The following is a 25,581-nucleotide window of genomic DNA, read 5'->3' as shown; positions in this document are numbered from 1 at the left end:
GTGGGGAGTGGGGGATGGAAGTAAGCGGAACCTGGTGATAGTGGCAACGCGCCAGCCGTTTGAGTGAGGGTAACGCTCGCCTTGATACTTCATCACCGCTGCAAACAAATCTACGGTTCGTCTATCGGGATACGTGACATTGCTTAAATTGATCTGTTACAATTCCATAAACATTCAGTAGCATTGGCAAACTACTACCATTCACGGGAATGAACCTAGATCCAGTGAAGCCCATTCATTCAATTACCTCCCATCCAACCACACCCGCCGCATCCAGTTTTTATTACTTTGCGTATGGGTCTTGCATGTGCCCTGTTGATTTGCAGCGATCGCTCGGTGAAAAAACCCATCTTTTTGTGGTGGGGCCAGCCCTTCTTAAAGACTATCGGTTAGGCTTCTTGTGCCGTTCTCGCCTGCGAGACTGCGGCGTTTTAGACATTGTTAAAGAGCCAGGATCGGTGGTACACGGCGTGCTGTATCAGTTACCGTTGCGGTTGAGCGATCGCCTGGACGAGCGAGAGCAGAGCTACCAGCAAGAAACGGTTGGGGTTGAATGCCAGGGTCGGCAGTTTGATAACGTTCGCACCTATACGGTGATCGACAAGCTCACGGAAGAACACGCGCCAAACGACTGGTATTTCAACGTGGTATTGCGGGGTGCTGTAACCTGCGGTTTGCCGGAACAGTATTGCTGGCAGTTGTTTCAGCATATGCACCAGCTTCAGCAGGGGCTGTACCAGCAAGCGTGCGAGCAACGTCAACTGCTGCGTTCGGCGTAGGCCACCCCCAGATAAGAACTATCCTACTGGCTCGATTGGGCAGGTTGCCCCGTGCGAAACAAAAACTGTCTTAAACTGCTGTCGCTGAACAGCGCCCAAATAATCATGCCGGCGATCGCCAGCGCCACAACTGCCGACAGCAGGGAAATTAGATCGGGAAACCAGCCCGGTAGCGATACCGACGAGCGAATGGGGGTGGAGGTGGTTCTGGGCGGCTTTTTGGCGGTGGCGCGAGATGGCATCACCGATGGATAAGGCTGGTTCACCACGGTTGCACCAGACTGAGCGCCCACGGCAGCTCTAAACTGCTGGAGCTTCTGGCTCACGTTTACTGGCCGCTGTCCCGAGCGGCACCATTGCAATAACGCTTCTCCGGTAATACCGCACAGGTTCGGGAGCTGAATCTGGCTAAAGCGCTGAAGCAGCGATCGATCCTGCGTCACCATAATCACCAGGCTGTTGGGCACCGTTTGCGCCATGCCATAGGCGCAGCGACCCACCGCCAGGGATACCCTCGCCCGTTTGGTCATAGCCTGCCCCGTTCCTGATTTCAGTTCCGGGTGCGGAGCGTTGAGATCGCTAATCTGCCAGCCATTTCCTGGATACAGGCGGTTAAAGGCTTTAGCAATGCGTTCCAGGTCGGGATCGGGCGTGCGATCGAACAAAAAACGCATCTCTTCGTATACCACCTGCGGAATGACACAGCTTCCAACTCGGGAAAACTCTAGCCATTCCTGTGGAGGGGCTGCGGACAATGCACTAACATCCAAAATCAGGAGAACGGGAGGAAGCGCTGCCATAGGGATACAACCTCTGAGAATTAACCGCCAATACCAAGCCGTCCCGCCAAGCTAGGCGTGAGGGGAAGCAATGTCGCAATCATTAAAAACAGGGCCAGTAACCCCAAAGCAGCCCTGGCATCATCTGGCTCAGACAGTTCGTTGAGTGCAGGACGCTCTAGATCTCGCTGCAAAAACAGAATGACGATCGCCCAATACAGCGCCAGCGGGTTAACCAATGCCGCTAATCCTAAAAAGATTAGTGTCGCTACAGTAGCGCGTCCGGCAACCTTCCGTCCATAGATTGCTAATACAATTCGTCCTCCGTCTAATTGCCCCGCTGGTAACAGGTTAATCGCAGTGATAACCAAGCCTAACCAGCCAATCACCATCAGCGGATTGATGTCCACAATCGATTGCTGGAGAGCCGAACCCAAGACCACACGCGCCAGGGTTCCCACCAAAATCGACCCCTGGAAAAACTCAGAGGGAAGCTGAAAATAGCTGCCAGGGTGAGACAACAGCAACCCCGCCATCAGCATTCCCAGGGAGACTAATCCCCCGATCGCTGGCCCCGCAAAGGCAATATCAAACAACACATTGCGGTTGGGCAGCACAGACTCAAACCGAGTTAAGGCACCAAACGCGCCAATCTGCCAGGTGGGAATGAAAAACGGCGGGCTGAGGCGAACGTTGTAACGACCAGCCAGCACCCGATGCCCAATTTCGTGAGCCGCCAATACTAGCAAAATGCCGCCACTGGTCAACAGCGTGTCTGGATAGCGATCGAGATTAGAAAAGAAGTCAAACCCCTGCAAAATCCCTGCTGTTTCCATCGTGGTGACGATTGTGGCGATCGCCAGCACCACCGCAAGAATCGCCTGAGTAACAGTCGTTGGCTTAGGGTCGGCTGTACTGGGAAGCACCACCACTACGGGGCGATTATCTGGCCCTTCTACTAAATAAAGCCGATAGCGATCGTCCAGCCGTTCCTTTAAACTGGCCGATAACCGCGCATGGCTCTCTTCTGGCTCACCCCGCAAATTCCCTTTAAAGATGGCTCCATTCTGGTAGGGAATGGTTTCGGTGGCAAAGAAGGTGTCAATGCCAAACACACCCTTAATCGCCTGCATGTCTTCCGCCGGAATCGAAAGCTCGTCTGGCTTGGCTGGTTCTACCGGGTCAACTGGCGCTTGAGCCGTTGCCTCTGCGTCTTGCCCCGCCTCCGCTGGCGTTGCGTCGTTGCCAGACGGCGCTGCATCCGAAACGGGAGAAAAGCGCTTTGCCGCAAAGTTTGCCCCTTCTGCCCGGAGCCGCTTACCCAGGTAAATGTATAACCCGCTGGATAGGACAATGAGCAGCAAAATGCCCGCCAGATTGAGATAAACGCCCACGGCAAACAGCCCAAAAAAGAGCAACCAGGGAGCCATCAACACCACCGACTGCAACCAGGCCAGAATCCCAAGCTTGCCAAAGGGTCTGGCTCGATAAAAGCCCCATCCCAGGATGCCTAATGCGATTAGCAGAATTAAACCAGTAATCATTTAAACGTTCCTTACCCCTCAGATTGAGCCAGTTCAACTGTTCATAGCCAGTTTACTGGTGACATCCTTGGGCTATCCTTGTGAATCAACGCCAGCTCGGAGGCTTTGCAGCGATCGCTGTTGAGGGTAGCTCTGTACAGCGACAACCTGGACAAACCCGGCTGATAAACTTTGCCCTATCTTAAACCTATCAAGGTAATACCCGTAATTCAACGGATACTGTATCGGATGCACCTATTTCACGGATGAAGCGGATGAACCACACAGAACAGAAGAGACGGCCTGGGCTACTCCTCATCCAGAGCCGTATCCAGATCCAGATCCGTGAGTTCCAGGGTAAACACGGTGAACCCCCCGGTGCTTTCCACCCGAAGCTGTCCCTCGATCTGCTCTACCAGCTTTTGCACCAACGCCAGCCCCAATCCCGTGCCTCCCTGTTTCCACGGGTCGCCGTGGGGAATGCGATAAAACTTATCAAAAATGCGGGGCAATTCAGCCGCCGGAATGGCAGCCTGGTTGGATAGCGTAAATACCGTCGTCTGCTTGCTGGGTTCTGTTTGTGGGGTGCTTGTGGCACTACACTCCACACTCAAACGAACTTGACCGCCGCTTGGGGTGTATTTGCAGGCATTGTTGAGCAGTTCCGAGAGGATTCGCCCTAAGCTGGTGCGATCGGTGATGATGGTGCCTAAATCTGGCGCAAGGTTGATGTGTAGCTGTTGCTGTCGCCCCTGAGCACGCGAGAAAAAGGGAGCCGCCAGTTCTGGTAGCCAGGTTTGTAGTGTAATGGCTTCCGGTTGCAGGATATAGCGTTGAGCATCAAGGCGTTGAAGATCGAGCAAGTCATTAATTAAACTGGCTTCTCTGGCGCACTGGGTTTCTAGAATGGTGAGGTATTGTTGGCGGCGATCGGACTCTGGCGCGAGCTTCAGCATGTGAATCGCCATCTTCATGTTAGAAATGGGCGTTCGCAGCTCGTGGGAAACAGTGTTTAAGAAATCATCTTTGAGAGTGTTCAAGCGTTGCAGTTCGTCTACCTGAGCCTGTGCCGCTTGAAACAGCCGCGCCTGCCGCATGGCGATCGCACACTGGTTGGTTACCTGCTGCACCAGCCGAATTTCGATCTCGCTGTAGACTGCCGCCGCGTCTCGAAACAGCCAAATATCGCCAAGCAACCGCTGATTATCGATAATAGGACAGCTCAACACCGCTTCGGGATGCCAGCGTGAATCCCGGGTTTTGGGAATAATTTCACAAAACTGAAGCGATTGACCTTGCTCTAACTGGAACAGAATATCCGAAAAACTCTCCAGCGGTTCGGTCTCGCTCCGCAACTGCACTTCGCCCATCATGCATTCATAAACAACGGTGGCCTGCTCTTGCTCAAAATCAAACAGGGCAATGTCGCAGTTCGTCAGAGCCAGTCCGTTCGCTAACTCTTGAACCACGACCTGTAAGATCTGGCTTTCATCCAGGCTATCTCGGACGTTATCGGTAATTCGCCGAATTACGGCCTCAAACTTGAGCGCTTGTTGCAGTTCGGCGGTGCGTTCCTCAATTTGCTGTTCCAGCGTGGTGTTGAGCTGCCGCACTCGGAAATATAGTTCAGATTGCTGAATGCCGATCGCCAACTGCACGGATAGCTGGTCGAGCAGTTCCAGTTGTGCTGGTTCCCACTGACGCGGCGCGGTGCATTGATGGGCAATGAGCAATCCCCAAAGCTGGGATGGCTCGGCTTCGCCAGTCTGGGTGAGCAGAATGGGCACCATTAAATGCGCTTTGACCTGAAACGACTCCAACAGTTTGAGGTGGCACTCGCTCAGTTCCGACTCGTAGATGTTGTCGATCGCCCGCTTTCGTCCCCGCCGATACGCTTCACCCGCCTCTGATTTGAAACAGATGTCTTCGATGGTGCAGCCCTCTGCCGTGATCCACCCCTCTGCCAGGGCTTCAGCCACTACTTTCCCATTCATATCAGCGTCAAACTGATAAGCAATAACGCGATCGACCTGCAACAGGTGCCGCACTGAGGTTACAACGGCATTGAGCGTTTCTTGCAAATCGAGCGATTGATGAATCCGTTGAGCCGTCATCCGCATCAACTGTTCGCGTTCAGCCTGCGATCGCAATGCCTGTTCGGTACGCTTGCGATCGCTGATGTCTTGCCCGATCCCCAGCACTCGGCCATCGGAAAGCTTGACATTAGCCCATGCCGTATCAAGCAGACGACCATCGCGCAGATGCGTTTTGAAATCTTGCCACTGGCGATCGGCAGACTGAATGAACCGAAGCACCGCTTGATGTTGCTCTGCATCGGGGTAAAGCGCGGCTAACACGTCTTGATGACGCGCCTCGTCTATGCTCCAGCCAAACACGCGTTCCCATTCGCGATTGACCCATTGCAAACGTCCAGACCTGTCATAAATGTTAACCATGACCGGAATGTGATCCAGGATAATTTGCAACAGTTCGCTTTGAACATGCATTGCTTCTTCTGCTCGCTTCTGCTCGGTGATGTCGGTCATGGTGCCAACGAACCGACAAGCCTGTCCAGCTTCATCCCGAAAGCATTTACCCCGGCTGTCTACCCAGATCCAGTGTCCATTCTTGTGCCTCAACCGATGCACATTTCTCCAGCGCTCGGTTTGACCGCTTAAATGCGCCTGTACTCGCTGGAGCGCAACGTTTAGATCGTCTGGATGAATGTTGTCCGTCCAACTGGTTGGGAGTGGCGGCAATTCATTCTCGCCATATCCCAAAATTTGCATCCACACGGGAGAGTAATAGGTCTGGTTTGTTCGTAAATCCAAGTCCCAGATGCCATCGTTAGTCGCAGAAACCGCCAGGTTAAAGCGCTCCTGGCTTTCTCGCAACGCTTGCTCTACCGTGATTGAATCATTCAGGCTGTGCTTTAATGCCCGATTGCTCTGCTGAATCGACCGTTTGTCTTGTTCGATTAGCCAGTACAGCATGATCGTCGTTACTACGATAAACAACCAACCCTTGAGCGTTTGCACACTCACTAAGGTTTCCCAATCGGCAACGAGCACGGAAAGCACGCGATCGGAGCCAAACACCCACAAGGCTCCAACTAAAAGGTAGATTCCTGGAATTTTGAGGGTAGAGAACAGCGATCGCCTGACGGGCAAGTCCACTCCGGGTGCATTCTCCAAACGAGAGTCGCGGTTGTGCATAGATCAGTAACCTCGCGTGGAGGCGATACTAATGCGTTGTTCACTTTATAAATAGAAGAACCCAATCAAGCCAAACGAAGCATTGGGGGTTCGACTGCGCTCAGGCGGCTGAGTTCAAGGCTTCTAAGCGTTGAGCGGAGCCGAAACGCATCTTCTACTTAATTCTGCCGACTTATTTAATACTTTGATTGACTCCAATAGGTCGCAAAACACCCACTCTAGCCCTAAGTTGAAATGTCGCACGAAATGATGGCGATGCAAACCGAATAGATGCGATTGCGGTATACCCGATACTCTACCGTGGCGAGCCATGTCTGGTATCCTGCACGAGATTTGCTGGAACAGGTCAATGCCACGATCTATTCAAATTGCTGGGCATAGAAGCGGGCATAGCGATCGCCCTTTTCCAACAATTCTGCATGGGTTCCCGACTCAACCACCCGTCCCTGTTCTAACACCAGGATGCGATCGGCACGACGCACCGTTGCCAGCCGATGAGCAATGATAAACACCGTGCGCGACTGCATCAACCGTTCCAGCGCTTCTTGCACCAGCGCTTCCGATTCCGAATCGAGGGCAGAGGTGGCTTCATCTAAAATCAAAATCTGCGGATCGAGCAACACGGCACGGGCGATCGCAATTCGCTGACGCTGCCCCCCCGACAGATTAACACCTCGTTCCCCTACCCACGAATGGTAGCCATCGGCAAATTGAGAAATGAACTGATGAGCGTTGGCAACCCTGGCCGCTTGCTGCACGGCCTCTAAATCAAACTGTTTTTGGCCAAAAGCAATATTTTGGGCGATCGTTCCCGAAAACAACACGGTTTCCTGGGGCACAATGCCAATCTGCCGCCGCAAACTACGCAGCGTTACGTCTTGCACATCAATGCCGTCAATCAAGATCTGCCCGTCTTGAGGGTCGTAGAAGCGAGGCAGTAAGTTCACTAGCGTGGTTTTGCCTGCCCCCGAAGCACCAACAAGGGCGATCGCTTCACCGGGAAACGCCAGCAGATTGAGCTGTTTTAGCACAGGTTGGTCGGGGGTATAGCCAAACCAAACGTCACGGTATTCTACCTTTCCGGTGACGGGTGGCAGCGTCATGGCTCTGGGATGCTCGATTACCGCAGGCTGAATCTGAAATAGCTCAAAGATGCGATCGACCGATGCCTCACCCTGCTTAAATTCGTTGTAGTTGCTGGTGGTGATGGAAATGGGGTCAATCAGCAAGGCGACCGCTGCAATGTAGCTAACGAACTCGGCTCCGGTTAAGTTACCCGTCGAAATCTGCCAGCCGCCCAGCAGAAACAGCAGCAGCACGCTCATGGCCTCCAGAAACCCAACCACCGGGAACTGAATCGCCTTTAGTCGCTCTGCCGAGTATTTGGCCTGTCGGTTGCGTTCGGCTTCCTGGCTGAACCGATCGATTTCATAGCCTTCTGCGGCAAAGGCTCTCACCAGGCGAATGCCGCTAAATACTTCCGTTAGCAACGAGGACAAATCTGAAACGCGGCTCTGGCTGCGGCGGGTATAAACCAAAAGCTGTTGCCCGAAGGCACCAATCAAAACGCCCATCAGCGGAGCCACCACCAACGAGGCCAGGGTGAGTTGCCAGTTGAGGTAAACCATGTAGCCCAAGACCACAATCAACTGCAAAATGCAGGGAATGAACTGGTGAAAGACTTTGTTGACCACTTCGCCAATTCGATCGACATCTTCGGTGAGGCGATAGCTGAGGTCTCCGGTTTGCGAGGTTTCAAAGTAGCTCAGGCTGAGCGATTGCAGATGGGTATACACCTGTCGTCGCAGGTCGAGGGCGATCGCCAGAGCCGCTTTTGCCATTAGCGCATCTTGACCAAACTGCACCACGCCGCGAATGATAAAGACCACGGCGCTGACTGCGGCCAGTTGGGCGATCGCCACGACTTCACCCTGACCAATCAGGTTGGCGACCTCTCCGGCTAACCAGGCCAATATCGGCCAAAAGACGGTAAAGCCAAGGGTACAGGCTAATGCCTGAGCGATCGTGCGCCAGTGGGGACGGAGGTAGGGCAACAGTTGCCAATAGCTAGAGCGGTGTTTCACCCGTTACTCTCAAATATCTCTGTTTAGCTAGGCTATCAGCTTTCAACCCGCTAAGGTCTGCGAATTAACGAACCTGTAAACGTTAGTCCTATGGAGGCATAGCAATGGTGGGGTCTGCCAGGGCGATCGCGCTGGGTCGTGTGGCAGGGTATTTGAGGAACCTAAAAAACTTACACGATCGCCCTCTTTGGGCAGATAGAACAATTCAATTGCCACATTTTAATGTGGCAATTGAATTGTTCTGTTGTACTCACTGATCTTCACCTGTATTCGCTGGTAGTCACTGGTATGAGTTCAGATTCCCTTATTTTGCACCGAGCGTTTGAGCAAGCACGGCAACAGGCACAGAGCGTCGAGAACCACGGCAAAGCGGTTGAGAAACTGGCGCATTCTTTGGATGGGCAGTTATTGACCACAGAGCAGGCAGAAGCGATGGAACAGGTAGGGCAGCAACTTCGGCAACATGCTCAACGAATGGCCGTCCTGGCAGAAATGTCGCTACACAATGAATCCTGCCTGGCCGAAGAGTATGCCCTGGTTCATCAACACCAATGCCAGGTCGTTCTGCTGTATGTAAAGGCGATGAGGGTGTTGTTGCAGGCAACCCAGTCTCTCCTGTGACTTCATTTCCGCTTCATCTTGCAGCGAGGGATTGGTCGCGTTTGAGCCAGTTTGAGCTGACGCTGTTTTTCTTCCTGCCGTGCCCGTTTTTCGGGTGTCAGGGTATCGAAGCAATGGGGGCAGGAGATGCCCTTTTGGTAGTGCGGGGATGATGTATCTTCATCTGAAACGGGGTGCCCACAACTGCGGCACATCTCATGGGTGCCAGCATCTAAGCCGTGGGAGACAGCCACCCGTTGATCGAACACGAAACATTCGCCCTGCCACAGGCTTTGCTCTGGCGGCACCTCTTCCAGGTACTTGAGGATGCCACCTTTGAGGTGATACACCTGCTGGAATCCCTGGTTCAACAGAAACGAAGATGCTTTTTCGCAACGGATGCCGCCTGTACAAAACATAGCTACTTTTGGGTGTTTTGCCGGGTCGAGGTGGTGCTGGACGTAGGTGGGAAAGTCGCGAAATGATTCTGTTTCAGGATTATGTGCGCCTTTAAAGGTGCCGATTTCCACTTCGTAATCATTGCGGGTATCAATGACTAGCACGGTCGGATCGGCAATTAAGTCATTCCATTCGGTGGGGCTAACATAGGTACCTACCTGCTCCGTTGGGTCAACTTCTGGTACCCCCAGGGTGACAATTTCGCGCTTGAGCCGCACCTTCATTCGATCGAATGGGGGAGATGTGGCATAGGATTCGCGGTGTTCTAAATCAGATAAGCGGGGGTCAGACCGGAGAACCGCTAAAACAGCGTCGATCGCCTGTCGTGTTCCGGCGATCGTGCCATTAATTCCTTCAGCGGCCAGTAAGATCGTGCCTTTTATTCCCTGTGCCTGACACACTGCAAGAATGGGTGCTTGCTGTTCGGCAAAATCAGGCAGTTTCACAAATTTATAAAATGTCGCTACAACCTGAGTCATTGTTCCCCACCACTTTATCTAGCTCCAGCCTTTATTATCGATCGCGGCGATCGCCATCCCAAGGCTACACCACGAGCAGCCAGTTTGATAGGACTGGGATGCCCTGAGCAGAATGCTGTCTTGTTAGGACGCAAGTATTACCGAGATGAATAGGCGCTGTTGATCGAGGGTAATGTATGATGGGCGATCGGTTTCAGTCCCGTTGCCGGGATTTAGAGGATTGAAAGATCAAGGCAATTTTTAGAAGTCATTAGCAAGTGTGGGCTGTTTCAGTCCCGTTGCCGGGATTTAGAGGATTGAAAGACCAGAAAGGCGTTGAGACAGCGATCGCGCAACTAAGATAGTTTCAGTCCCGTTGCCGGGATTTAGAGGATTGAAAGCCGGATTGATGGTGGTCAACGGCAAAATCATGAGCGTGTTTCAGTCCCGTTGCCGGGATTTAGAGGATTGAAAGCCGCAGGAAGGCTTCTTCCTTCTGTTTGCTGGCAAACTGTTTCAGTCCCGTTGCCGGGATTTAGAGGATTGAAAGTATGACGCTCTGGCTCGAATGCAAATTCCGGGGGTTAGGTTTCAGTCCCGTTGCCGGGATTTAGAGGATTGAAAGTTATTTAGCGCCTCGATACTTGTTAGCGATTTGTTCGTTTCAGTCCCGTTGCCGGGATTTAGAGGATTGAAAGCAAAACATTGAAACAGGAGACTGATAGAACTTGGCTCGTTTCAGTCCCGTTGCCGGGATTTAGAGGATTGAAAGTTTACTTTCTAATGACTTCTAAAAATTGCCTTGATGTTTCAGTCCCGTTGCCGGGATTTAGAGGATTGAAAGGTTTTAGCGTCAATAAATTGCTGCTTTTGCTCGTTATCGTTTCAGTCCCGTTGCCGGGATTTAGAGGATTGAAAGCTAAATATCTTTCTAAGGACGCTGGCAATTATAAAGTTTCAGTCCCGTTGCCGGGATTTAGAGGATTGAAAGTCAAACCTTCTGGACGTTAATCAAGATGATTCGGTCGTTTCAGTCCCGTTGCCGGGATTTAGAGGATTGAAAGTCTTGCCTCTACGTGTCGCTTCTCCGCTAAGAGTCAGGTTTCAGTCCCGTTGCCGGGATTTAGAGGATTGAAAGCCATCGATCGCCCCTTAATTGGAGGCAACTCATCCAGTTTCAGTCCCGTTGCCGGGATTTAGAGGATTGAAAGGGCGTGTGCCAGATGCCTTGCTGGACAAGGGTTTCAAATTGGGTTTTAGCAGATGTCCTGGCGATCGCTAAATTTGACCGCAAAACGTGCCCCAAACGCCCACCCAACACACTTAGAAAAACGCCTCAAAGCATTAAATTGTCAAGGTTCTAGCCATTTTGGCAGATCCCCCAGGGATTTTGCCCCCGCTTCGATTTGCCAAAATTCTAACGCTCCCAAATTCTAACCGAATCCACTGGCTTTGACGAGAAATCTCTCAGGTTCATTTGCACAAGACAATTGAAACTCTGTTTTTACCTCATGAGCCAGTGCAGCCCGTAGCGACCAGAGTAAAAACACCTCACCAGGCGATCGCCACTCATTCTTTTATCATGCACGTCCCAGAAGAAACAGCAGTTCTATTGGATCAATGATCATAGTCAATGCAGATATCGAGCGATCGCTTCTGCATCATTCAGGTTGAGCGATCGTGTGATATCTTGCATATAGTTCCAGAACTTCTCGTTTCATGCGATCGCGCACCCGATCAGGTGAGACAATTTCACAATCCTTGCCATAGCGCAACACCTCTCGAATAAACCAGAATGAGTTTGAAATGCGCCGCACCACTCGCCGCACCTGGGGCGGTTCTTCCAGCCATTCATTGATTTCATCTTTTGCGGTTTTACTGCGGTATGCAAATGCAAGCCCCGAGAAGAGGTGCATTTCTACAGCAATGGTTGCCAACCCGTCACGCCATTTTCCTTTCACCGGAGAGACGGCTGCATCCGTGATGCGATCGAGTCTGAGACACCAGTTGTGGATGAGTTCTGGCAAATCCCGGTTATCTACCGTTTCTTCACACCAACAATCAAGGTATTGCCGCTCTTCATGAATTGCAATTTCAGCATAGTGAATAGTAAAGTTCCACACTCGCTCTGCGGCATCTTGATATGACAATTGAAACGGACATTGACGGTGAATATAGCGTTCTATTTCAACCCGCCAGGGAAGCGCAGGTCTGTGGATAAATTGTTCTATTTCTGTTCGCAGGGGAATCGTAATTTCGCTGCGCTCTAGAAGCAGTTGGGCGATCGCCACTGCCATTTCAATTTCTCCTGCATCAATGAGTGCTGTTCTAGCTCGATTCAGCGCATTGACTCGTTCTTTCGGCCAATCATGATTGGGGGCAATGACCAATTGCCGACGTGCGATCGCCTCTACCAACCTGGAGATATTGGGGCGATCGCCCCAGGTTAAACCAAATTCGAGAGCGAGGGCTTCAAGCTGAGCCTTGTCCTGCTCGGAAATCGATAGTGTAATTGCCTGACCTCGACGACCCATTTGTACGTACACTTTGAACTTGACCATCTCCAGTATGGATGACACTATGGATATGTTGCAAGCAGTTACGTACACATTACTGCGATGACGGATTATTCAATTACGCTCAAACCCGTGTATTCCTTCCCTGCTGACGATGTGCCGGAAGGAGTAAAGATGCCGGAAGGATGGACACTTTCCTGGCATCAAGTGGAAACTCTCAAGGCACTGCGCGATCCAGGCGTAGATGTGGTATTCAATACTGCAATGACATCGGATGGAAAGAGTTTGGCAGCTTATTTGGAGGTGCTACAGGGAGAGTGTTCAGCCATCGGGTTGTATCCGACAAATGAACTGGCACGAGATCAAGAAAGCCAGACCAATGAATACATTGCTCAATTTAAGCCCGTTAACGATCCGCGTGTGGTTCGCTTGAGTGGTGCAGAGTTAGAAATCTACGCAGAGAATGAAGGGTTAAGGAAAGGGTCTGCGATCGCTACTCGCACTAGTCAATCAGAAGTATTGCTAACGAATCCTGATATTTTTCATTACCTCCATCGAGGAGCTTATTTAACTCCAGATGATAGTCCCGACAAACTATGGGGACGAATTGACAAAGATTTTAATCTATTCATTTTTGATGAATTTCATGTCTTTGCCGCTCCTCAGATCGCCAGTGTTATCAATACGATGCTGTTAATTCACTGTACCAATCGACGCAAGAAATTCTTGTTTCTATCTGCCACTCCAGATGAACATCTGATTCAACGCTTAAGACAATCTGGTTTTCGGTGCAGGGTGATTAATCCGACCGAAAAGAGCAAATATCAATTTCCTAATACATTAGAGCAGCAGCAAGAACTGAAGTCGATGAATTGGCGACAAGTTGCCCGTTTAATTCAACTCAACTTTATTGCTCTAGATTCGTCATCAAAAGTATCTGAGATCTGGCTCAAGGAAAATTCAGATCTGATTGTGTCTCATTTTCAGCAGCATCCTGGTAGCAAAGGAGCAATTATTCTTAACTCGATCGCGGCTGTTAAACGGCTCACGCCTTTCTTTCAAGAGCTTTTACAATCATTAGGCTTGACCGCTGGTGAAAATACCGGACTTTCAGGGCGAGTAACCCGTGAACAATCTCTTTCAGCCGATCTAGTACTCGGAACTAGCACGATTGATGTAGGAGTTGATTTCAAAATCAATTTCCTCATTTTTGAATCATCAGATGCTGGAAACTTTATTCAGCGATTAGGACGATTAGGACGACACGATGGGTACAAGCGTAATGGTGTTGAAATTTCGTTTGATGGATTTACCGCTTATGCCCTCATCCCCAACTTCTTTGCAGAACGGCTGTTTGAAGCAGAAGCGCACCCTTTAGAACCCAACGCAACTTACGATCGACCCTTCTTGAATGACGCCATTTGGGACAACTACCGAACGATTAATGATTTTCGAGGTTACTATTCTCGCTGGGGTGCAGTTCAATCCTTTCGTTTGTTTTACGACTTGGGGCATCGTACTGTTCCCCACTATGCCGAGAGCCGAGAGAAATTTAAAGAGATTTGTGAAACTGTTTTTAATACAAACCTAAAGTCGGTTGCAGGTCGAGTCAGTGGATGGGCAAAGGAATGGCAGCAACTCTCAGGTAAGAAAGGTAATCCGATCGCCGACGATGCTTGCAGTTTTCGAGGTTCTAGTCCGTTGCAGTGTGGTCTATATGACTTAACAGAACCCAATGAAGCCGATCGATTCAAGACCTATGATCTGCCGGGGATCTTGAGCAATTTAGAGATCGAATTCTGGACGGAAGCGGCTTTTATGCGTTCGCTTCAAGCAACCGCTACTCGCGCCCAGCAACCCATTCCGAAGGGACAGTTTGCTCACTGCCTTGCCTTTATGAAGTTGGTGAACTACCGCGAGGAGCGATCGAACTGGAAGTTTGCTTATTCTGGCAATTTGGGAGACAAAGCCAATGCCTACCAGGTGCAAGTCCTTACGGGAATTGAAATTTACCAACCGGAGAATCGTTGGGCAGCCGAAATTAACAAACGGTTGAGAAAGAAAGGTTTAGTTTGCTATGTCGTGCGTCATCCAGTGCATGAAGTACGGTTACGACTGCGATTACCCATGCACTTTCATATTTATCCCATCAGCGACAATTACAGCTTTCATGATGCCACTGCTCCCTATGCGATCGCCTTCGGGCAAAGCGCCCTACTACTGGACACCCTTGCCTACCAACTCAAAACCAAAGGCAGCGATCCTCTGATCTTCTAATTGTTTCAGTCCCGTTGCCGGGATTCATGAGGTGACGGAGATGAAACAGCTTACGCCAGTAAGTGCAGACATATTTGTTTCAGTCCCGTTGCCGGGATTCATCTCAATGCCTTTAGTTAGCACCAAGCTCCATCACTATTACAAGTGTATCAGCATCAAGCTAAGTCCTGACTTATTTAACGGTTAAATAAGTCTTAACTTAAAAAAGATTCCAAAATTCTCTTGCAATCGGCTATCGATCAGGTTAGTTTTATGACACCAGAGTCAAAAGTAGTTTGTTTGAACTACTTGCATTCAGGAAAAATCATTATATGGAGGACAAGATGCCAGGACGAAAGAAGAGCAAAATTGAGTTGTTGCTCGAAGCTCTTGCAGATGGCGAGTGGCATTGGGGACAAGAGCTTGCTGCTAAAGTTGGTTGGCGATTTGGAGATCCAGTTATGCGAGCCAAACGCAAGGGATACCTAATTGACGTTGATCGAGTTGGACTACAACATCGATATCGGTTGCTCAAATAATCCAATTGATGTTGTCACATTGGGTTCTCTTCTAAGAGAGTGGAGAATCTAATATCAGAGAGGGAAGCCTATAAATAGCTTTCGGCGTTAAGTGCAAACATAGGCAGTCTCTGCCCCCTGAAGTAATAGGCTGGTGAGAGTCACCAAGTAAGTACAGAAACAAAGAAACATTACCTTTTTGAAAGCTTCCCTCTTCCTAAAAACCTCATCAAGCTATACACCAGTTATGAACGATCAAAAGCTGCTGGAGCGGATTAGCTTAGATCCTCAAATATTGAATGGGCAACCTGTAATTTGGGAAATTCAGGTGCTGGTTGAGGAAGTTTTGAGAGTTCCCAAAATGGATTCTTTTTCCCTAGTAACTAGCGAGGTACAAGTATCTTATGAATGTCATCAATAGTACAGCTAACCAAGAGAAGTTACTAGAGCTTTTAAGTGACAGACAGTGGCATTCTGGAGAAGAGATAGCTACCAAGGTGGGTTTTCGATTTGCAGCAACATTGCATCAAATACGCAAACAGGGTCATTCGATTGAGACTAGAGAAAATAATAATCAATTTGAGTACCGGGTATTAAGTGGAATTGTATCTTTAGACGAATCTGAACCACTGCTTGTTACGGAACAAACAGCCACCTATTGCTGTTACTCCATAGACGATCTCAAATCGTTTTTACCGCAAATTCTAGAAAGATTACCTTATCTAAGGGTATTAGTTCTCTTTGGTTCTAGAGCAAGAGGAGACAACAATCTCAATAGTGATTGGGATCTCGCTGTTCTATACGATCAGAAGCTTCGACAAACCTATGAACAGGGCGGCTGGGATTTTGTTAGAGGTTGGGTGATTTTTGAGCAGATTTTGCAACTGCCAGAAAACAAAGTCGATTTCGTAATCCTGAACGAATGTTCAGATCTTCTAGCTCACGTTATTGCCCGTGATGGAAAACTTCTGTACGAACAGGAACCTGGAGAGTTTGAAGCATTTCGGAAGAAGTCGCTTAAAACTGATTTTGAACTTAAGCAGATAGAACAGCAAGAAAAAGATTTTTTAGAGCTTGAATTACAGAAGTGGTAGGGATGAAAAGAACTGATCGTATCTCCATCCATCGAAAACTTAAAAGTCTTATGAAGTATCTTAATGCTCTTAAGAATTTTGAAAGTTTACAACTCAACGAATATCTCAATAATTTTTCTACCCAGCTAGCCGTGGAGCGATTGTTAGAACTTGTTATTCAAGCATCGCTGGATTCCAATCGCTTATTGCTTAAAAGACTACACGAGTCTAGCCCAAAAGAAAATTCAGAAGTTTTTCTTGCATCTGCCCGTTTTGGGTTAATTACACTTGAGCTTGGTGAACAGCTTGCAGAATTTGGGAAATTTCGTAATGTCTTAGCCCATTTATATGAAGATATTGATCCAGTCGAAGTCTTTTACACAATTCAAGAAACCTTAGAAATATATCCACAGTATGTAAAACAGATCAAAACATATGTGGATTCGTTAGAGGTAGAAGATGAACTTTGAAAATGATAGTTTGGACTGGCTTGAGGATAACTTCGGGTTTGACGGAGAAACGTCCGATCGCACCATTGAATCCACTCAACGCGAATTACTCACACTTAAACTATTGCGCGAAGCGATTCAGTCACAAAATCCTGATGATGTTGTTATGCGAGATTTTGCTGACTATGTGTTGCCCAACTTGTTGAAAGTGGCGATCGGCGTAACCGCAAAAGGGGGCAAGTTTTTTGATGAGCTGGATCAACAACGAGAGGCAGAAGGAAAAGCAAAAGTTCGACGCGACAATGCAACCGATCAATCTCTCAATACCCATTTGTTAAATGGATTATTTCCAGCCAATTTAATTGAACAACGGCTTGAAAAATTAGACACGACGATTAAACGGGTAGTCAGAGAACGTGAGCGACGGTTAGTGATTGCCGGGTTTATTCTACATGACATTGAGAAGTTCCCAGACTCTCCTGAGAACTGCCGCAAACTTCCTCTAGAGCAGCAAAGACAACTTTTCAATCAAAAAATTCAACAGTTAGGCATTGATCGTTTCATTAACTCTAGTGATCCTGAAGCGTATAAGGATTACCTTGATGACTTGATGTGTATTGCGTTTAATGCTCAACGTCGATGGGATACCAATTGGAACTTTTCAGAATATGGGTTAAATCCAGCACTAAAAGATCGATCGCTTCGTCAGTTGGCTGATTTGACTTGTTTGGCAGACTCCCTTGCATCCATTGTCAAACATCCCCAGGATGCAGAACACTACAGATTAACAGAATTGCTGCATAATCTGAGTGACGGACAGCTTAGGTTTACCTACCACAGTATTTCTGAGAACCGGGGTGTACTCACCAACGTTGTCAATAATGCCGTGATGGAAGCTTATGTAAGTCTCAATACCGAGAATTGTACTTACTATGAACCACTGCTTTATTTACCCACAGGTGCTATCTATTTAGCTCACAAAGATGCGCCACCGATCGAGCCAACAAACTTACCCGATCGCGTGATTAGCAAAATGAAACAGCTTTGTTTCGAGCAATTGCGTTTACGTCAAACGGGGTTTGGACGAGACGGCAAGGGGATGAAATATGCAGATTACTACACTCTGTTTTGTGACGATAAAGGTTTGATGCAAATTGCATTGAATGCAACTCAACGGATTCTCACTCCTAACAAGAGTTCAGTAGCACCTAGCCGCAGCGAGAAGTTAGCTGAATTTCAGCAGCAGGGAGTTTTATCGGCTGACTATAATTTCCAGCTTAAGAATGATATTCGGGTTGATCAACTGGCAGAATTTGGAGATGTCATCAGTCGTAAAATTTGGGGCGATCGCGTTGAGCGCGTTGAGCAAGTCAGGAAAGAGCGATCGCAAACCCGAAAAAAGGATAAATCGCTGAGTGAGCTTCCACCGATTGAACTGACTACAAAAGATTTAGTTCATAAAGTAGCTGAGTTTTTAGGATTAGCAGAGTATTCACCCCAAATTCGAGAAATTCAACAGATCAACGAAAGATTGAAGGAGATGAAACTCAAAGGCAATACGGGAGGTGTTCCGTATGAGTGGTATTTCCTAGCAACCCAATTGATTGAAGGTTCAGGAATTGAGAGTATTCGAGAAATTGGAGAAAAAGTTATTGCCTATTTAGCCAACCTAATTGAACCGATCGTGGCTCAATACTCTTTACCTGATGGCTGGGATGATCTGCGTGAGTGGGTGAAACGGGTCGTAATGCTGCCTGACCGCTCCGCAAATCAGGATGTAACTGAACAGGCTGATATTTTCTTAAAAGAATTAGCCAGTTATAATGCAGCAAAAAAAGTTGGGCGTGGCAAACTTGCAATTTGTTCCGTGTCTCACTCGGCTTACTCTGTAAAAGAGCAAATGGAGTCAGAAGTATTGTTCACGCCACAGGTTTACACCAATAAACAAATGCTGGGTGGTTCAAACGCTAAACGCAATATTTCTAGTATCGCCGCCTTAGAAATAATGCTCAGACAGATTTTGATGAACCAAACTCAAGCTGTGGGCAAGCGATTTGAAGATGGAAAATACCGCTACCTCTATTTCTACCCAACCTACTATTTCACACCCGAAACTAACAAGTTTTTGCAGAAAGCCTATAGTGGCATTGCCCAAACCCGATTTGATACAACAATTCGCAACCACTTTATTTCAAAAGATTTAGAGGCAAACTTTGAGCGTTCTCGTTATCAAACGGTTGACTCTTTTTTAATCGATGAAGACCTCGATCGCAAGAAAGCTCTGCCCGAAGATGATCCGCAATACAAACGAGACAGAACCTTCAAACTCTCTTATCCAGAGGATCAACCGTTAACTTTTTATTTCATGGCACTGCCACCGGGGAAAGACCCAACCGACACAGAATCCTGGGTGATGCCTGCCTGGTTAGCGTTTGCATTTCCCATGATCCTGGATGTCAAAACAGTGGTTTCTGAATCTCCTATTCCTCCTTTTAATGACGGTGCAGAGTTTGAAGAAAGCGTGTTTCTGGATAGCGCACCACAAGCCTTTCGAGTGTTGACCGGACAAGACAGATTTAGACTCGACTACATTTTAGAAGGTTGGAAAGCTCCTGATGGTAGCCAACGGTCTGCCCCATTAAATGTTCTTACGGCTGCTTATGCCATCCACTTGGATGTAAATGCTAAGCAGGGCAAAGGTGGCTATGATGCCAACTGGGGCAAATTAACGGAACTGGCAAAAGACTTTGAGACAAGCCCGCTTTATGTGTTTAGTTATCTCAATCGGTGGGCAAGAAACCAATCTGGCGAAACAGCTCGAATTGAGAAAATTAGGCTCTATACCTATCACTTCTATCCCTGTTTCGATCCTTATGTTGAATTCAATGAAGTATTGGAGGAATTAATTGTGTGCAATGAGCAGTCAGCATTAAGACATCCTCAAAAACTCACTAAGTTATATCGTCGCTTCTATCGTGCGGATAAACGGTATAACCCTAAGAGTAATGCAGTTCTTAAACCGATCAAAGAAACCGCCGACGTAATTCTAAACGCTGATTCACAGGGCTTTAGAGGTGAAGATCTCGTGTTTTTAGTGGCAGCAAGGATTGTTAAACTGATGGATCGAGTCCACGCTTCAACGGCTGAAGGATATCCAGTCTTCAAGCGCAATGAGCGGGAGCAGGAACGAGAAGCGATTCTAGATTTCTCCCGGTATTTTGTTTGTGATGTATTTGAGAAATCGTTTTCGGGCGATCGCGCGCGTTTGGCAGGGCGGCAACTCAATTTATTGCGCGATACCTGCGAATTTCTCTATCGCCTTGATCAGGACAAAGAAAATCGGGAACAGAAAGAAAAAGACGAACCGACAAACGGTGACAATGGTGATGACTGAATTCAGTCGATTCGTTTCTAGATGAACTAACCGAACTTTTTACCCATTTCAGGAGACACAGTATGGCATTTCTCAAAACGATTGATTCCAAGTTCTTTCATAACGCGATTCCCTACAAGCCAATGGGCAAGTATGCTCACTTTTTAACCATTCGTGTGACGGAATCCTATCCTTTATTTCAAACTGACGGGGAATTGAATAAGGCACGAGTGCGGGCGGGAATTGAAGATTCTACTCCGTTGAGCCGTCTCGCTATGTTTAAGCGGAAGCAGTCTACCCCAGAACGTCTGGTAGGGCGGGAACTACTGCGCTCATATGGCTTAGTCAAGCCTGAGGACTGTGAGTATAACGTCAAGTTTGCAATGAACAATCCCGATTGCATCATTTATGGATTTGCGATCGGTGACTCTGGTTCTGAAAAATCTAAGGTTGTTGTCGATACTGCTTTCTCAATCACGGCATTTGATGAATCTCATGAAACCTTCACCCTGAATGCACCGTTTGAAAACGGCACAATGAGCAAGCAAGGAGAAGTGACAAGCCGGATTAATCAGCAGGATCACATTCGTCCTCAGGTGTTTTTCCCCAGTATAGTGACCCTAAAAGATCCTACAGAAGCAAGCTTTTTGTATGTGTTCAACAACATTTTGCGAACTCGACATTATGGCGCGCAAACTACTCGCACAGGTCGTGTGAGAAATGAGTTAATTGGAGTTGTATTTGCCGATGGCGAGATTACTAGCAATTTACGCTGGACTCAAGCAATCTATGACTGTATGCGAGCAACTAACACACTACATCTGTCCGATCCTCTTAATGAAGATGATGTTCTCACTGCGGCTAAAACTGCGATCGCTCAACTGATGGCTGAAGAATTCATTGTTCACACTGATCTGATTGGAGATGCCTTTAAACCTTTGCTTGACGAAGTTAAAACGCTTACAGGCAATGAAGATCGTGTAAAAGCACTATTGAAACAGGCTATGAATGAGTCACAGGCTTATTTTACTGCCTATGTTGAAAAGCCAAAGAAATCAGCAGCAAAAGTAGGGTGATGACTATGGCGATCGCATATCATTGCACTTTGGAGTTACATGACAGCCTCTACTTCGCCACTCGTGAAATTGGCCGTTTGTACGAGACAGAACCCGTCTTACACAATTATGCGCTTTCCTATGTCTTGGGATTCGTGGACAATCCTCAATTCAACACCGTTGTTGCAGAAGACCATTCTTACCGTTACTTCTGTCCTGAACAGGTGCCTAAGTATGAGGAGCATCTTACACCGCTTAACCAACAAAGCATTTATGTGACTCCAGGTAAAGCATTGAATCATGCTGCGGTTTTGAATACCTGGAAGTATGCAGACAATCGCTATCATGTTGAGATGAAGCAAACGGAAAAGAATATTCCTAGCTTTGGTAGAACGAAGGAAATTGCACCAGAAAGTCGGTTTGAGCTGTTTGTTATTGCTGACAAGCCTTTGACATTACCCCGCTGGGTACGTATCGGCAAATGGGCCAGCAAAGCAAGATTAGAGGTGAAAGAACTGCCTAGCCCCAAGCACCATTCAGCAAAGGAGTTTACCTGTTCTCATCCACTTAATCCGTTAGATGTGATGTTTACCAATCAGGTGTTGAGTTACGACACGATTAATATGCCTCCGGTTAGCCTGATCCGTAATGTGCGAATGGTTGGGGAATACTACACCTTTGATGGTTTACCCGAACTAAAAATTCCGGTGCAGATGCAGTATCGCTTTGCGAGTTGAACGATGCCCTACAGCCTTGTCCTCAACCTCCTACCCCGATCGCCCATTCCTCAGGCTCACCTCAGCGGTCGCCATCTCCATGCGTTATTTTTGGATTTGGTAAAATCAGTTGACCCAGAACTGGCCACCACCTTACATCAGCAGCAGACCGAAAAAGCATTTACCCTGAGTCCACTGCAAGTTAGTACCCCAAAAGACTCATTGCAATGGCAGCACGATCGCTCCATTCCCGCAGGTACGCCTTGCTGGTGGCGCATTTCGTTATTGGATGACGAGCTGTTTGGCAAACTCATGCATCTCTGGCTGAGCCTCAGTCCATCGCAGGCATGGCATTTAGGTGCCGCAGAGCTACAGGTGGTTAGTGTTTTAGGAACGCCACAGGCCATACAACCCTGGGCAACCTTTTCAACGTATTCCCAGATGGTTGAGCAAGCTTCTACAGAGGAACGGCAAATTCATTTGCAATGTTGCACCCCTACGGCGTTCCGGCAAACAAAATATGACTGTGCGTTACCCACCAAAGAATTCGTGTTTCACAGTTTGTTGCGGCGATGGAATCGCTACAGTCCGATTCCCATTGCTGATGCGGTGTTAGAACCCATCTATCCTAGCTTCTTTGATATTCGTACCGAGATTGCGATCGACAGTCGCAGTAAGTTCATTGGCTGTGTGGGGAACATCACTTTTCAGATTTTGGGAGAGGTGGAGCCATTAACGGTTCAACAGATCAATGCGCTGGCAGATTTTGCGATTTATGCCGGGGTGGGACGAAAGACACCGATGGGCATGGGGATGGTGCGACGATACGTTCATTTAAGACCTAACCGCTGAGACGACTCATGGAAGACTATTTACCCCTGGCTTATTTGAATGCCTGGGAATATTGTCATCGCCGTTTTTATCTGGAGTATGTGCTGGGTGAAATGAAGGACAACGATCATATCCTTCTCGGTCGCCATTTGCATCGCAATATCAATGAAGCGGGTGTGATCCAAGAGGGCACTGCCCGAATGCATCAACAGCAGTGGGTGTGGAGCGATCGCCTCTTTGTTTCCGGCATCATTGATGCGGTTGAGGAAGGGGAAGGACAACTGGTGCCAGTAGAGTACAAAAAGGGCAAGATGGCCAGACATTTGAATGATCATTTTCAACTGTGCGCGGCGGCTCTGTGTCTGGAAGAAAGAACCGGACGAGAGATTGCCTATGGCGCTATTTTTTACCATGCCAATCGACGGCGGCAAACGATGATGTTTACGCCCCAGCTACGGCAGGCGACGGCAGGGGCGATCGCGGCGGCTCAACAGGCGGTTCATGGGGCGATGCCTGCGCCGATCGATCAGCCGCGGAAGTGCCAGTCGTGCAGTTTGATCGGGATTTGTCTGCCGTTTGAGGTGAACCAGCTATTACAGGAGGGTTAGGGTGTCGATTCTCTATGTGACTCAGCCGGATGCGGTTTTGAGTAAAGCCTATGAAGCGTTTACGGTGGCGCTGAAGCAAGAGGATGGTTCCTGGTCAAAGCGATCGGTTCCGGCTCAAACGGTGGAACAGGTGGTGTTGATGGGGAATCCGCAGGTAACGGGGGATGCGTTGATGTATGCGCTGGAGTTGGGTATGTCGGTGCATTATTTGTCCAGTTTTGGCAAACATTTGGGTTCGGCGTTGCCCGGTTATTCGCGCAATGGGCAGTTGCGGCTGGCGCAGTATGGGCGTTACCTGGATGCCGAGCCACGGTTGCGGTTGGTTAAGGCGATCGTGTCTGCCAAAATTCACAATCAAAACGCGGTGCTTTACCGCCATGCGATTCGAGAAAGCCCGCTGAAGCAGCGCAAGAGCCAGGTGGAGCAGCAGAAAACGCTGGATCAAGTTCGAGGCATTGAAGGGCTGGCGGCGCGTGACTATTTTGCGTGCTGGTCGGAGATGGTGGGCGATCGCTGGGTGTTTCGCGGACGGAATCGTCGCCCTCCTACTGATCCGGTGAATGCGTTACTCAGCTTTGCCTATGGGTTGTTGCGGGTTCAGGTAACGGCTGCGGTGCATTTGGCAGGGCTTGATCCATATATTGGCTATCTGCATGAGGCGCAACGGGGGCAACCGGCGCTGGTGCTGGATTTGATGGAGGAGTTTCGGCCATTGGTGGCGGATAATGTGGTGCTATCGGTGCTGAATAAGCGGGAGGTTCAACCGCAGGATTTTGAGGAGAGTTTGGGAGCGTATCGGCTGCTGGAGGCTCCGCGTAAGACGTTTTTGCAGGCGTTTGAGCGCAAGATGGGTGATGAGTTTAAGCATCCTGTTTTTGGCTATCGCTGCACGTATCGGCGAGCGGTTGAGTTACAGGCGCGGTTGTTGGCACGCCATTTACAGGAAGGGATTCCTTACAAGCCGTTGGTGTTGCGTTGAGTTTGGTTTGCCGATGACGACGCTGTTTTATCTCATTATTTATGATCTGCCGGATACGAAGGCGGCTAATAAGCGCCGAACTCGTTTGCACAAGTTGTTGTCTGGGTATGGTACCTGGACTCAATACAGTGTGTTTGAGTGTTTTCTTACGGCGGTACAGTTTGCGAAGCTGCAAATTCAGGTGGAGATGTTGGTGAAGGCGAGTGAGGATTCGGTGCGGATTTATGTGTTGGACGCTGGGGCGCTGAGGCGAACGATTACCTATGGTTCGGAGGAACCTCGACAGGAGCAGGCGATCGTCTTATGATGGGGGTACGTTAAATTTGGCAGATCGAAGCGGGGGTCAAAACCCTGGGGGTTTCGCCAAAATCGCCAGAACCTTGAAAAATCAATATGTTTGGATTTTCACTTCACCAGAAGAATTGAAAATCAGCGACGCTGAAGGGCTGGAATGGGCGCTTTTTTGGAGGTCTGCCAAAATCCTTCCCAGAAGCGTTACCAGGAGGGCATCTCAGGCTGCGCTCTTGCAGCCCAATGAATCCCGGCAACGGGACTGAAACCTGTGAAGAATGGCACGAAGACATCTACTCCACCTGTCTTGCAGCCCAATGAATCCCGGCAACGGGACTGAAACGGGTGAGTTCCAGCTTCGTAAGATGGGGTTTTTAGCTTGCAGCCCAATGAATCCCGGCAACGGGACTGAAACAAGCGGTTGAAGTGCTGAGGCTGATGAAACCAAACGTCTTGCAGCCCAATGAATCCCGGCAACGGGACTGAAACCCATTCCCAGGTCAGGATGCAAAAAATTCTCGCCTTTGCTTGCAGCCCAATGAATCCCGGCAACGGGACTGAAACTACTAGACCCTGCCGTTTGAACGGCTTTAGACATAACTTGCAGCCCAATGAATCCCGGCAACGGGACTGAAACTACTCGTCCAATAGACCCTATCTGACATCAGGCGGCTCTTGCAGCCCAATGAATCCCGGCAACGGGACTGAAACTGTAGTCATGCCTTCGACTGTGAAATCAATGGCATCTTGCAGCCCAATGAATCCCGGCAACGGGACTGAAACCATTCATTAAGCTGCTTTATCATGGTGCTGGACTGGCTTGCAGCCCAATGAATCCCGGCAACGGGACTGAAACTTCTAGCAGCATTAGCTCTGGCACCGGTATGACCTTAGGGCTTGTTAAAAAATAAGTTCACACTTTTGAGTCGAGTCCAGAGCGAGGCTTGATCGTGTAGTTCCAGTGAGGACAGATGCTTCGTTTGAGAATATTGAGAGATGCCATGTCTTGGTCTGAGACT

19 protein-coding genes and 2 CRISPR repeat arrays are annotated in these 25,581 nt (G+C 48.7%); of the genes, 13 read left to right on the top strand and 6 right to left on the bottom strand.

The features are described from left to right. Positions 1-209: 209 nt before the first annotated feature. Entirely contained in the window at positions 210-779 is a 570-nt protein-coding gene (locus IQ268_RS28835; protein WP_193886355.1) for a gamma-glutamylcyclotransferase, read from the top strand. Between the two features lie 23 nt (positions 780-802). Here IQ268_RS28835 and IQ268_RS28830 read toward each other — a convergent pair whose 3' ends face one another. The 4 genes from IQ268_RS28830 to IQ268_RS28815 all read right to left on the bottom strand — a co-directional run bounded on the left by IQ268_RS28830 (position 803) and on the right by IQ268_RS28815 (position 8,380). Continuing rightward, positions 803-1,579, bottom strand: coding sequence for a PIN domain-containing protein (locus IQ268_RS28830; RefSeq protein ID WP_193886354.1), 777 nt, complete (start codon positions 1,577-1,579; stop codon positions 803-805). Positions 1,580-1,599: 20 nt separating this feature from the next. Continuing rightward, complete coding sequence (locus IQ268_RS28825) at positions 1,600-3,102, bottom strand: site-2 protease family protein (protein WP_193886353.1); 1,503 nt, start codon at positions 3,100-3,102, stop codon at positions 1,600-1,602. Between the two features lie 287 nt (positions 3,103-3,389). Continuing rightward, entirely contained in the window at positions 3,390-6,296 is a 2,907-nt protein-coding gene (locus IQ268_RS28820; RefSeq protein ID WP_193886352.1) for a PAS domain S-box protein, read from the bottom strand. 359 nt (positions 6,297-6,655) lie between these two features. Beyond that, a complete protein-coding gene (locus tag IQ268_RS28815) occupies positions 6,656-8,380 on the bottom strand; it encodes an ABC transporter ATP-binding protein (protein WP_193886351.1) in 1,725 nt (574 codons plus the stop codon). A 288-nt stretch (positions 8,381-8,668) separates the two neighbouring features. Between IQ268_RS28815 and IQ268_RS28810 the strand changes: the two genes are divergently transcribed. Then, positions 8,669-9,001: a hypothetical protein gene (locus IQ268_RS28810; protein WP_193886350.1), complete on the top strand. Its 333-nt coding sequence runs from the start codon at positions 8,669-8,671 to the stop codon at positions 8,999-9,001. 2 nt (positions 9,002-9,003) lie between these two features. On the opposite strand, the gene IQ268_RS28805 is transcribed toward IQ268_RS28810, so the two are convergent. Both IQ268_RS28805 and IQ268_RS28800 read right to left on the bottom strand, forming a co-directional pair. Then, positions 9,004-9,918 (bottom strand): rhodanese-related sulfurtransferase, encoded by a 915-nt coding sequence (locus IQ268_RS28805; RefSeq protein ID WP_193886349.1) that lies wholly within the window; start codon positions 9,916-9,918, stop codon positions 9,004-9,006. 190 nt (positions 9,919-10,108) lie between these two features. Next, a CRISPR array of direct repeats spans positions 10,109-11,108; the repeat unit is 37 nt; unit sequence GTTTCAGTCCCGTTGCCGGGATTTAGAGGATTGAAAG. Between the two features lie 450 nt (positions 11,109-11,558). After that, entirely contained in the window at positions 11,559-12,431 is an 873-nt protein-coding gene (locus tag IQ268_RS28800; protein ID WP_193886357.1) for a WYL domain-containing protein, read from the bottom strand. An 84-nt stretch (positions 12,432-12,515) separates the two neighbouring features. Here IQ268_RS28800 and cas3 point away from each other — a divergent pair, with 84 nt between their 5' ends. The 11 genes from cas3 to cas2 all read left to right on the top strand — a co-directional run bounded on the left by cas3 (position 12,516) and on the right by cas2 (position 24,578). Next, positions 12,516-14,690 (top strand): type I-D CRISPR-associated helicase Cas3', encoded by a 2,175-nt coding sequence (gene cas3 / locus IQ268_RS28795; protein WP_193886347.1) that lies wholly within the window; start codon positions 12,516-12,518, stop codon positions 14,688-14,690. A 323-nt stretch (positions 14,691-15,013) separates the two neighbouring features. Further along, positions 15,014-15,208, top strand: a complete 195-nt coding sequence (locus IQ268_RS28790) for a hypothetical protein (RefSeq protein WP_193886345.1) — start codon at positions 15,014-15,016, stop codon at positions 15,206-15,208. A gap of 383 nt (positions 15,209-15,591) precedes the next feature. Further along, on the top strand, positions 15,592-16,281 hold the full coding sequence (locus IQ268_RS32525) for a nucleotidyltransferase domain-containing protein (protein WP_228035816.1): 690 nt from the start codon (positions 15,592-15,594) through the stop codon (positions 16,279-16,281). A gap of 2 nt (positions 16,282-16,283) precedes the next feature. Beyond that, positions 16,284-16,730, top strand: coding sequence for a DUF86 domain-containing protein (locus IQ268_RS28780; RefSeq protein ID WP_193886343.1), 447 nt, complete (start codon positions 16,284-16,286; stop codon positions 16,728-16,730). Next, the gene (gene cas10d, locus IQ268_RS28775) at positions 16,720-20,103 is read left to right on the top strand and encodes a type I-D CRISPR-associated protein Cas10d/Csc3 (RefSeq protein ID WP_193886341.1); all 3,384 of its coding nucleotides are present in this window, start codon (positions 16,720-16,722) and stop codon (positions 20,101-20,103) included. The genes IQ268_RS28780 and cas10d overlap by 11 nt, the downstream gene beginning before the upstream one ends. Positions 20,104-20,165: 62 nt before the next feature. Beyond that, the gene (gene cas7d, locus IQ268_RS28770; protein WP_193886338.1) at positions 20,166-21,158 is read left to right on the top strand and encodes a type I-D CRISPR-associated protein Cas7/Csc2; all 993 of its coding nucleotides are present in this window, start codon (positions 20,166-20,168) and stop codon (positions 21,156-21,158) included. Between the two features lie 5 nt (positions 21,159-21,163). After that, complete coding sequence (cas5d, locus tag IQ268_RS28765) at positions 21,164-21,874, top strand: type I-D CRISPR-associated protein Cas5/Csc1 (RefSeq protein WP_193886336.1); 711 nt, start codon at positions 21,164-21,166, stop codon at positions 21,872-21,874. Between the two features lie 3 nt (positions 21,875-21,877). Further along, a complete protein-coding gene (cas6, locus tag IQ268_RS28760; RefSeq protein ID WP_193886334.1) occupies positions 21,878-22,705 on the top strand; it encodes a CRISPR-associated endoribonuclease Cas6 in 828 nt (275 codons plus the stop codon). Between the two features lie 8 nt (positions 22,706-22,713). After that, positions 22,714-23,292 (top strand): CRISPR-associated protein Cas4, encoded by a 579-nt coding sequence (gene cas4 / locus IQ268_RS28755; RefSeq protein WP_193886332.1) that lies wholly within the window; start codon positions 22,714-22,716, stop codon positions 23,290-23,292. A gap of 1 nt (position 23,293) precedes the next feature. Next, entirely contained in the window at positions 23,294-24,271 is a 978-nt protein-coding gene (gene cas1d, locus IQ268_RS28750; RefSeq protein WP_193886330.1) for a type I-D CRISPR-associated endonuclease Cas1d, read from the top strand. Between the two features lie 13 nt (positions 24,272-24,284). Beyond that, positions 24,285-24,578, top strand: a complete 294-nt coding sequence (cas2, locus tag IQ268_RS28745; RefSeq protein WP_193886328.1) for a CRISPR-associated endonuclease Cas2 — start codon at positions 24,285-24,287, stop codon at positions 24,576-24,578. A gap of 216 nt (positions 24,579-24,794) precedes the next feature. Further along, positions 24,795-25,418: a CRISPR direct-repeat array (repeat unit 37 nt; unit sequence CTTGCAGCCCAATGAATCCCGGCAACGGGACTGAAAC). Positions 25,419-25,581: the final 163 nt, after the last annotated feature.

The sequence above is a fragment of the Oculatella sp. LEGE 06141 genome (assembly GCF_015207605.1).
In the GTDB taxonomy this organism is placed as follows: Bacteria; Cyanobacteriota; Cyanobacteriia; order Elainellales; family Elainellaceae; genus Oculatella.
The sequence above is the reverse complement of the archived record's forward strand: the minus strand, read 5'-3'. Positions and strand labels throughout refer to the sequence as shown.

What these genes read in the sequence shown, in the direction of transcription:
- IQ268_RS28835 (WP_193886355.1), top strand. Translation starts at nt 210, where the DNA reads ATGAACCTAGATCCAGTGAAGCCCATTCATTCAATTACCTCCCATCCA.
- IQ268_RS28830 (WP_193886354.1), bottom strand. Translation starts at nt 1,579, where the DNA reads ATGGCAGCGCTTCCTCCCGTTCTCCTGATTTTGGATGTTAGTGCATTG.
- IQ268_RS28825 (WP_193886353.1), bottom strand. Translation starts at nt 3,102, where the DNA reads ATGATTACTGGTTTAATTCTGCTAATCGCATTAGGCATCCTGGGATGG.
- IQ268_RS28820 (WP_193886352.1), bottom strand. Translation starts at nt 6,296, where the DNA reads ATGCACAACCGCGACTCTCGTTTGGAGAATGCACCCGGAGTGGACTTG.
- IQ268_RS28810 (WP_193886350.1), top strand. Translation starts at nt 8,669, where the DNA reads ATGAGTTCAGATTCCCTTATTTTGCACCGAGCGTTTGAGCAAGCACGG.
- IQ268_RS28805 (WP_193886349.1), bottom strand. Translation starts at nt 9,918, where the DNA reads ATGACTCAGGTTGTAGCGACATTTTATAAATTTGTGAAACTGCCTGAT.
- IQ268_RS28800 (WP_193886357.1), bottom strand. Translation starts at nt 12,431, where the DNA reads ATGGGTCGTCGAGGTCAGGCAATTACACTATCGATTTCCGAGCAGGAC.
- cas3 (WP_193886347.1), top strand. Translation starts at nt 12,516, where the DNA reads ATGACGGATTATTCAATTACGCTCAAACCCGTGTATTCCTTCCCTGCT.
- IQ268_RS28790 (WP_193886345.1), top strand. Translation starts at nt 15,014, where the DNA reads ATGCCAGGACGAAAGAAGAGCAAAATTGAGTTGTTGCTCGAAGCTCTT.
- IQ268_RS32525 (WP_228035816.1), top strand. Translation starts at nt 15,592, where the DNA reads ATGAATGTCATCAATAGTACAGCTAACCAAGAGAAGTTACTAGAGCTT.
- IQ268_RS28780 (WP_193886343.1), top strand. Translation starts at nt 16,284, where the DNA reads ATGAAAAGAACTGATCGTATCTCCATCCATCGAAAACTTAAAAGTCTT.
- cas10d (WP_193886341.1), top strand. Translation starts at nt 16,720, where the DNA reads ATGAACTTTGAAAATGATAGTTTGGACTGGCTTGAGGATAACTTCGGG.
- cas7d (WP_193886338.1), top strand. Translation starts at nt 20,166, where the DNA reads ATGGCATTTCTCAAAACGATTGATTCCAAGTTCTTTCATAACGCGATT.
- cas5d (WP_193886336.1), top strand. Translation starts at nt 21,164, where the DNA reads ATGGCGATCGCATATCATTGCACTTTGGAGTTACATGACAGCCTCTAC.
- cas6 (WP_193886334.1), top strand. Translation starts at nt 21,878, where the DNA reads ATGCCCTACAGCCTTGTCCTCAACCTCCTACCCCGATCGCCCATTCCT.
- cas4 (WP_193886332.1), top strand. Translation starts at nt 22,714, where the DNA reads ATGGAAGACTATTTACCCCTGGCTTATTTGAATGCCTGGGAATATTGT.
- cas2 (WP_193886328.1), top strand. Translation starts at nt 24,285, where the DNA reads ATGACGACGCTGTTTTATCTCATTATTTATGATCTGCCGGATACGAAG.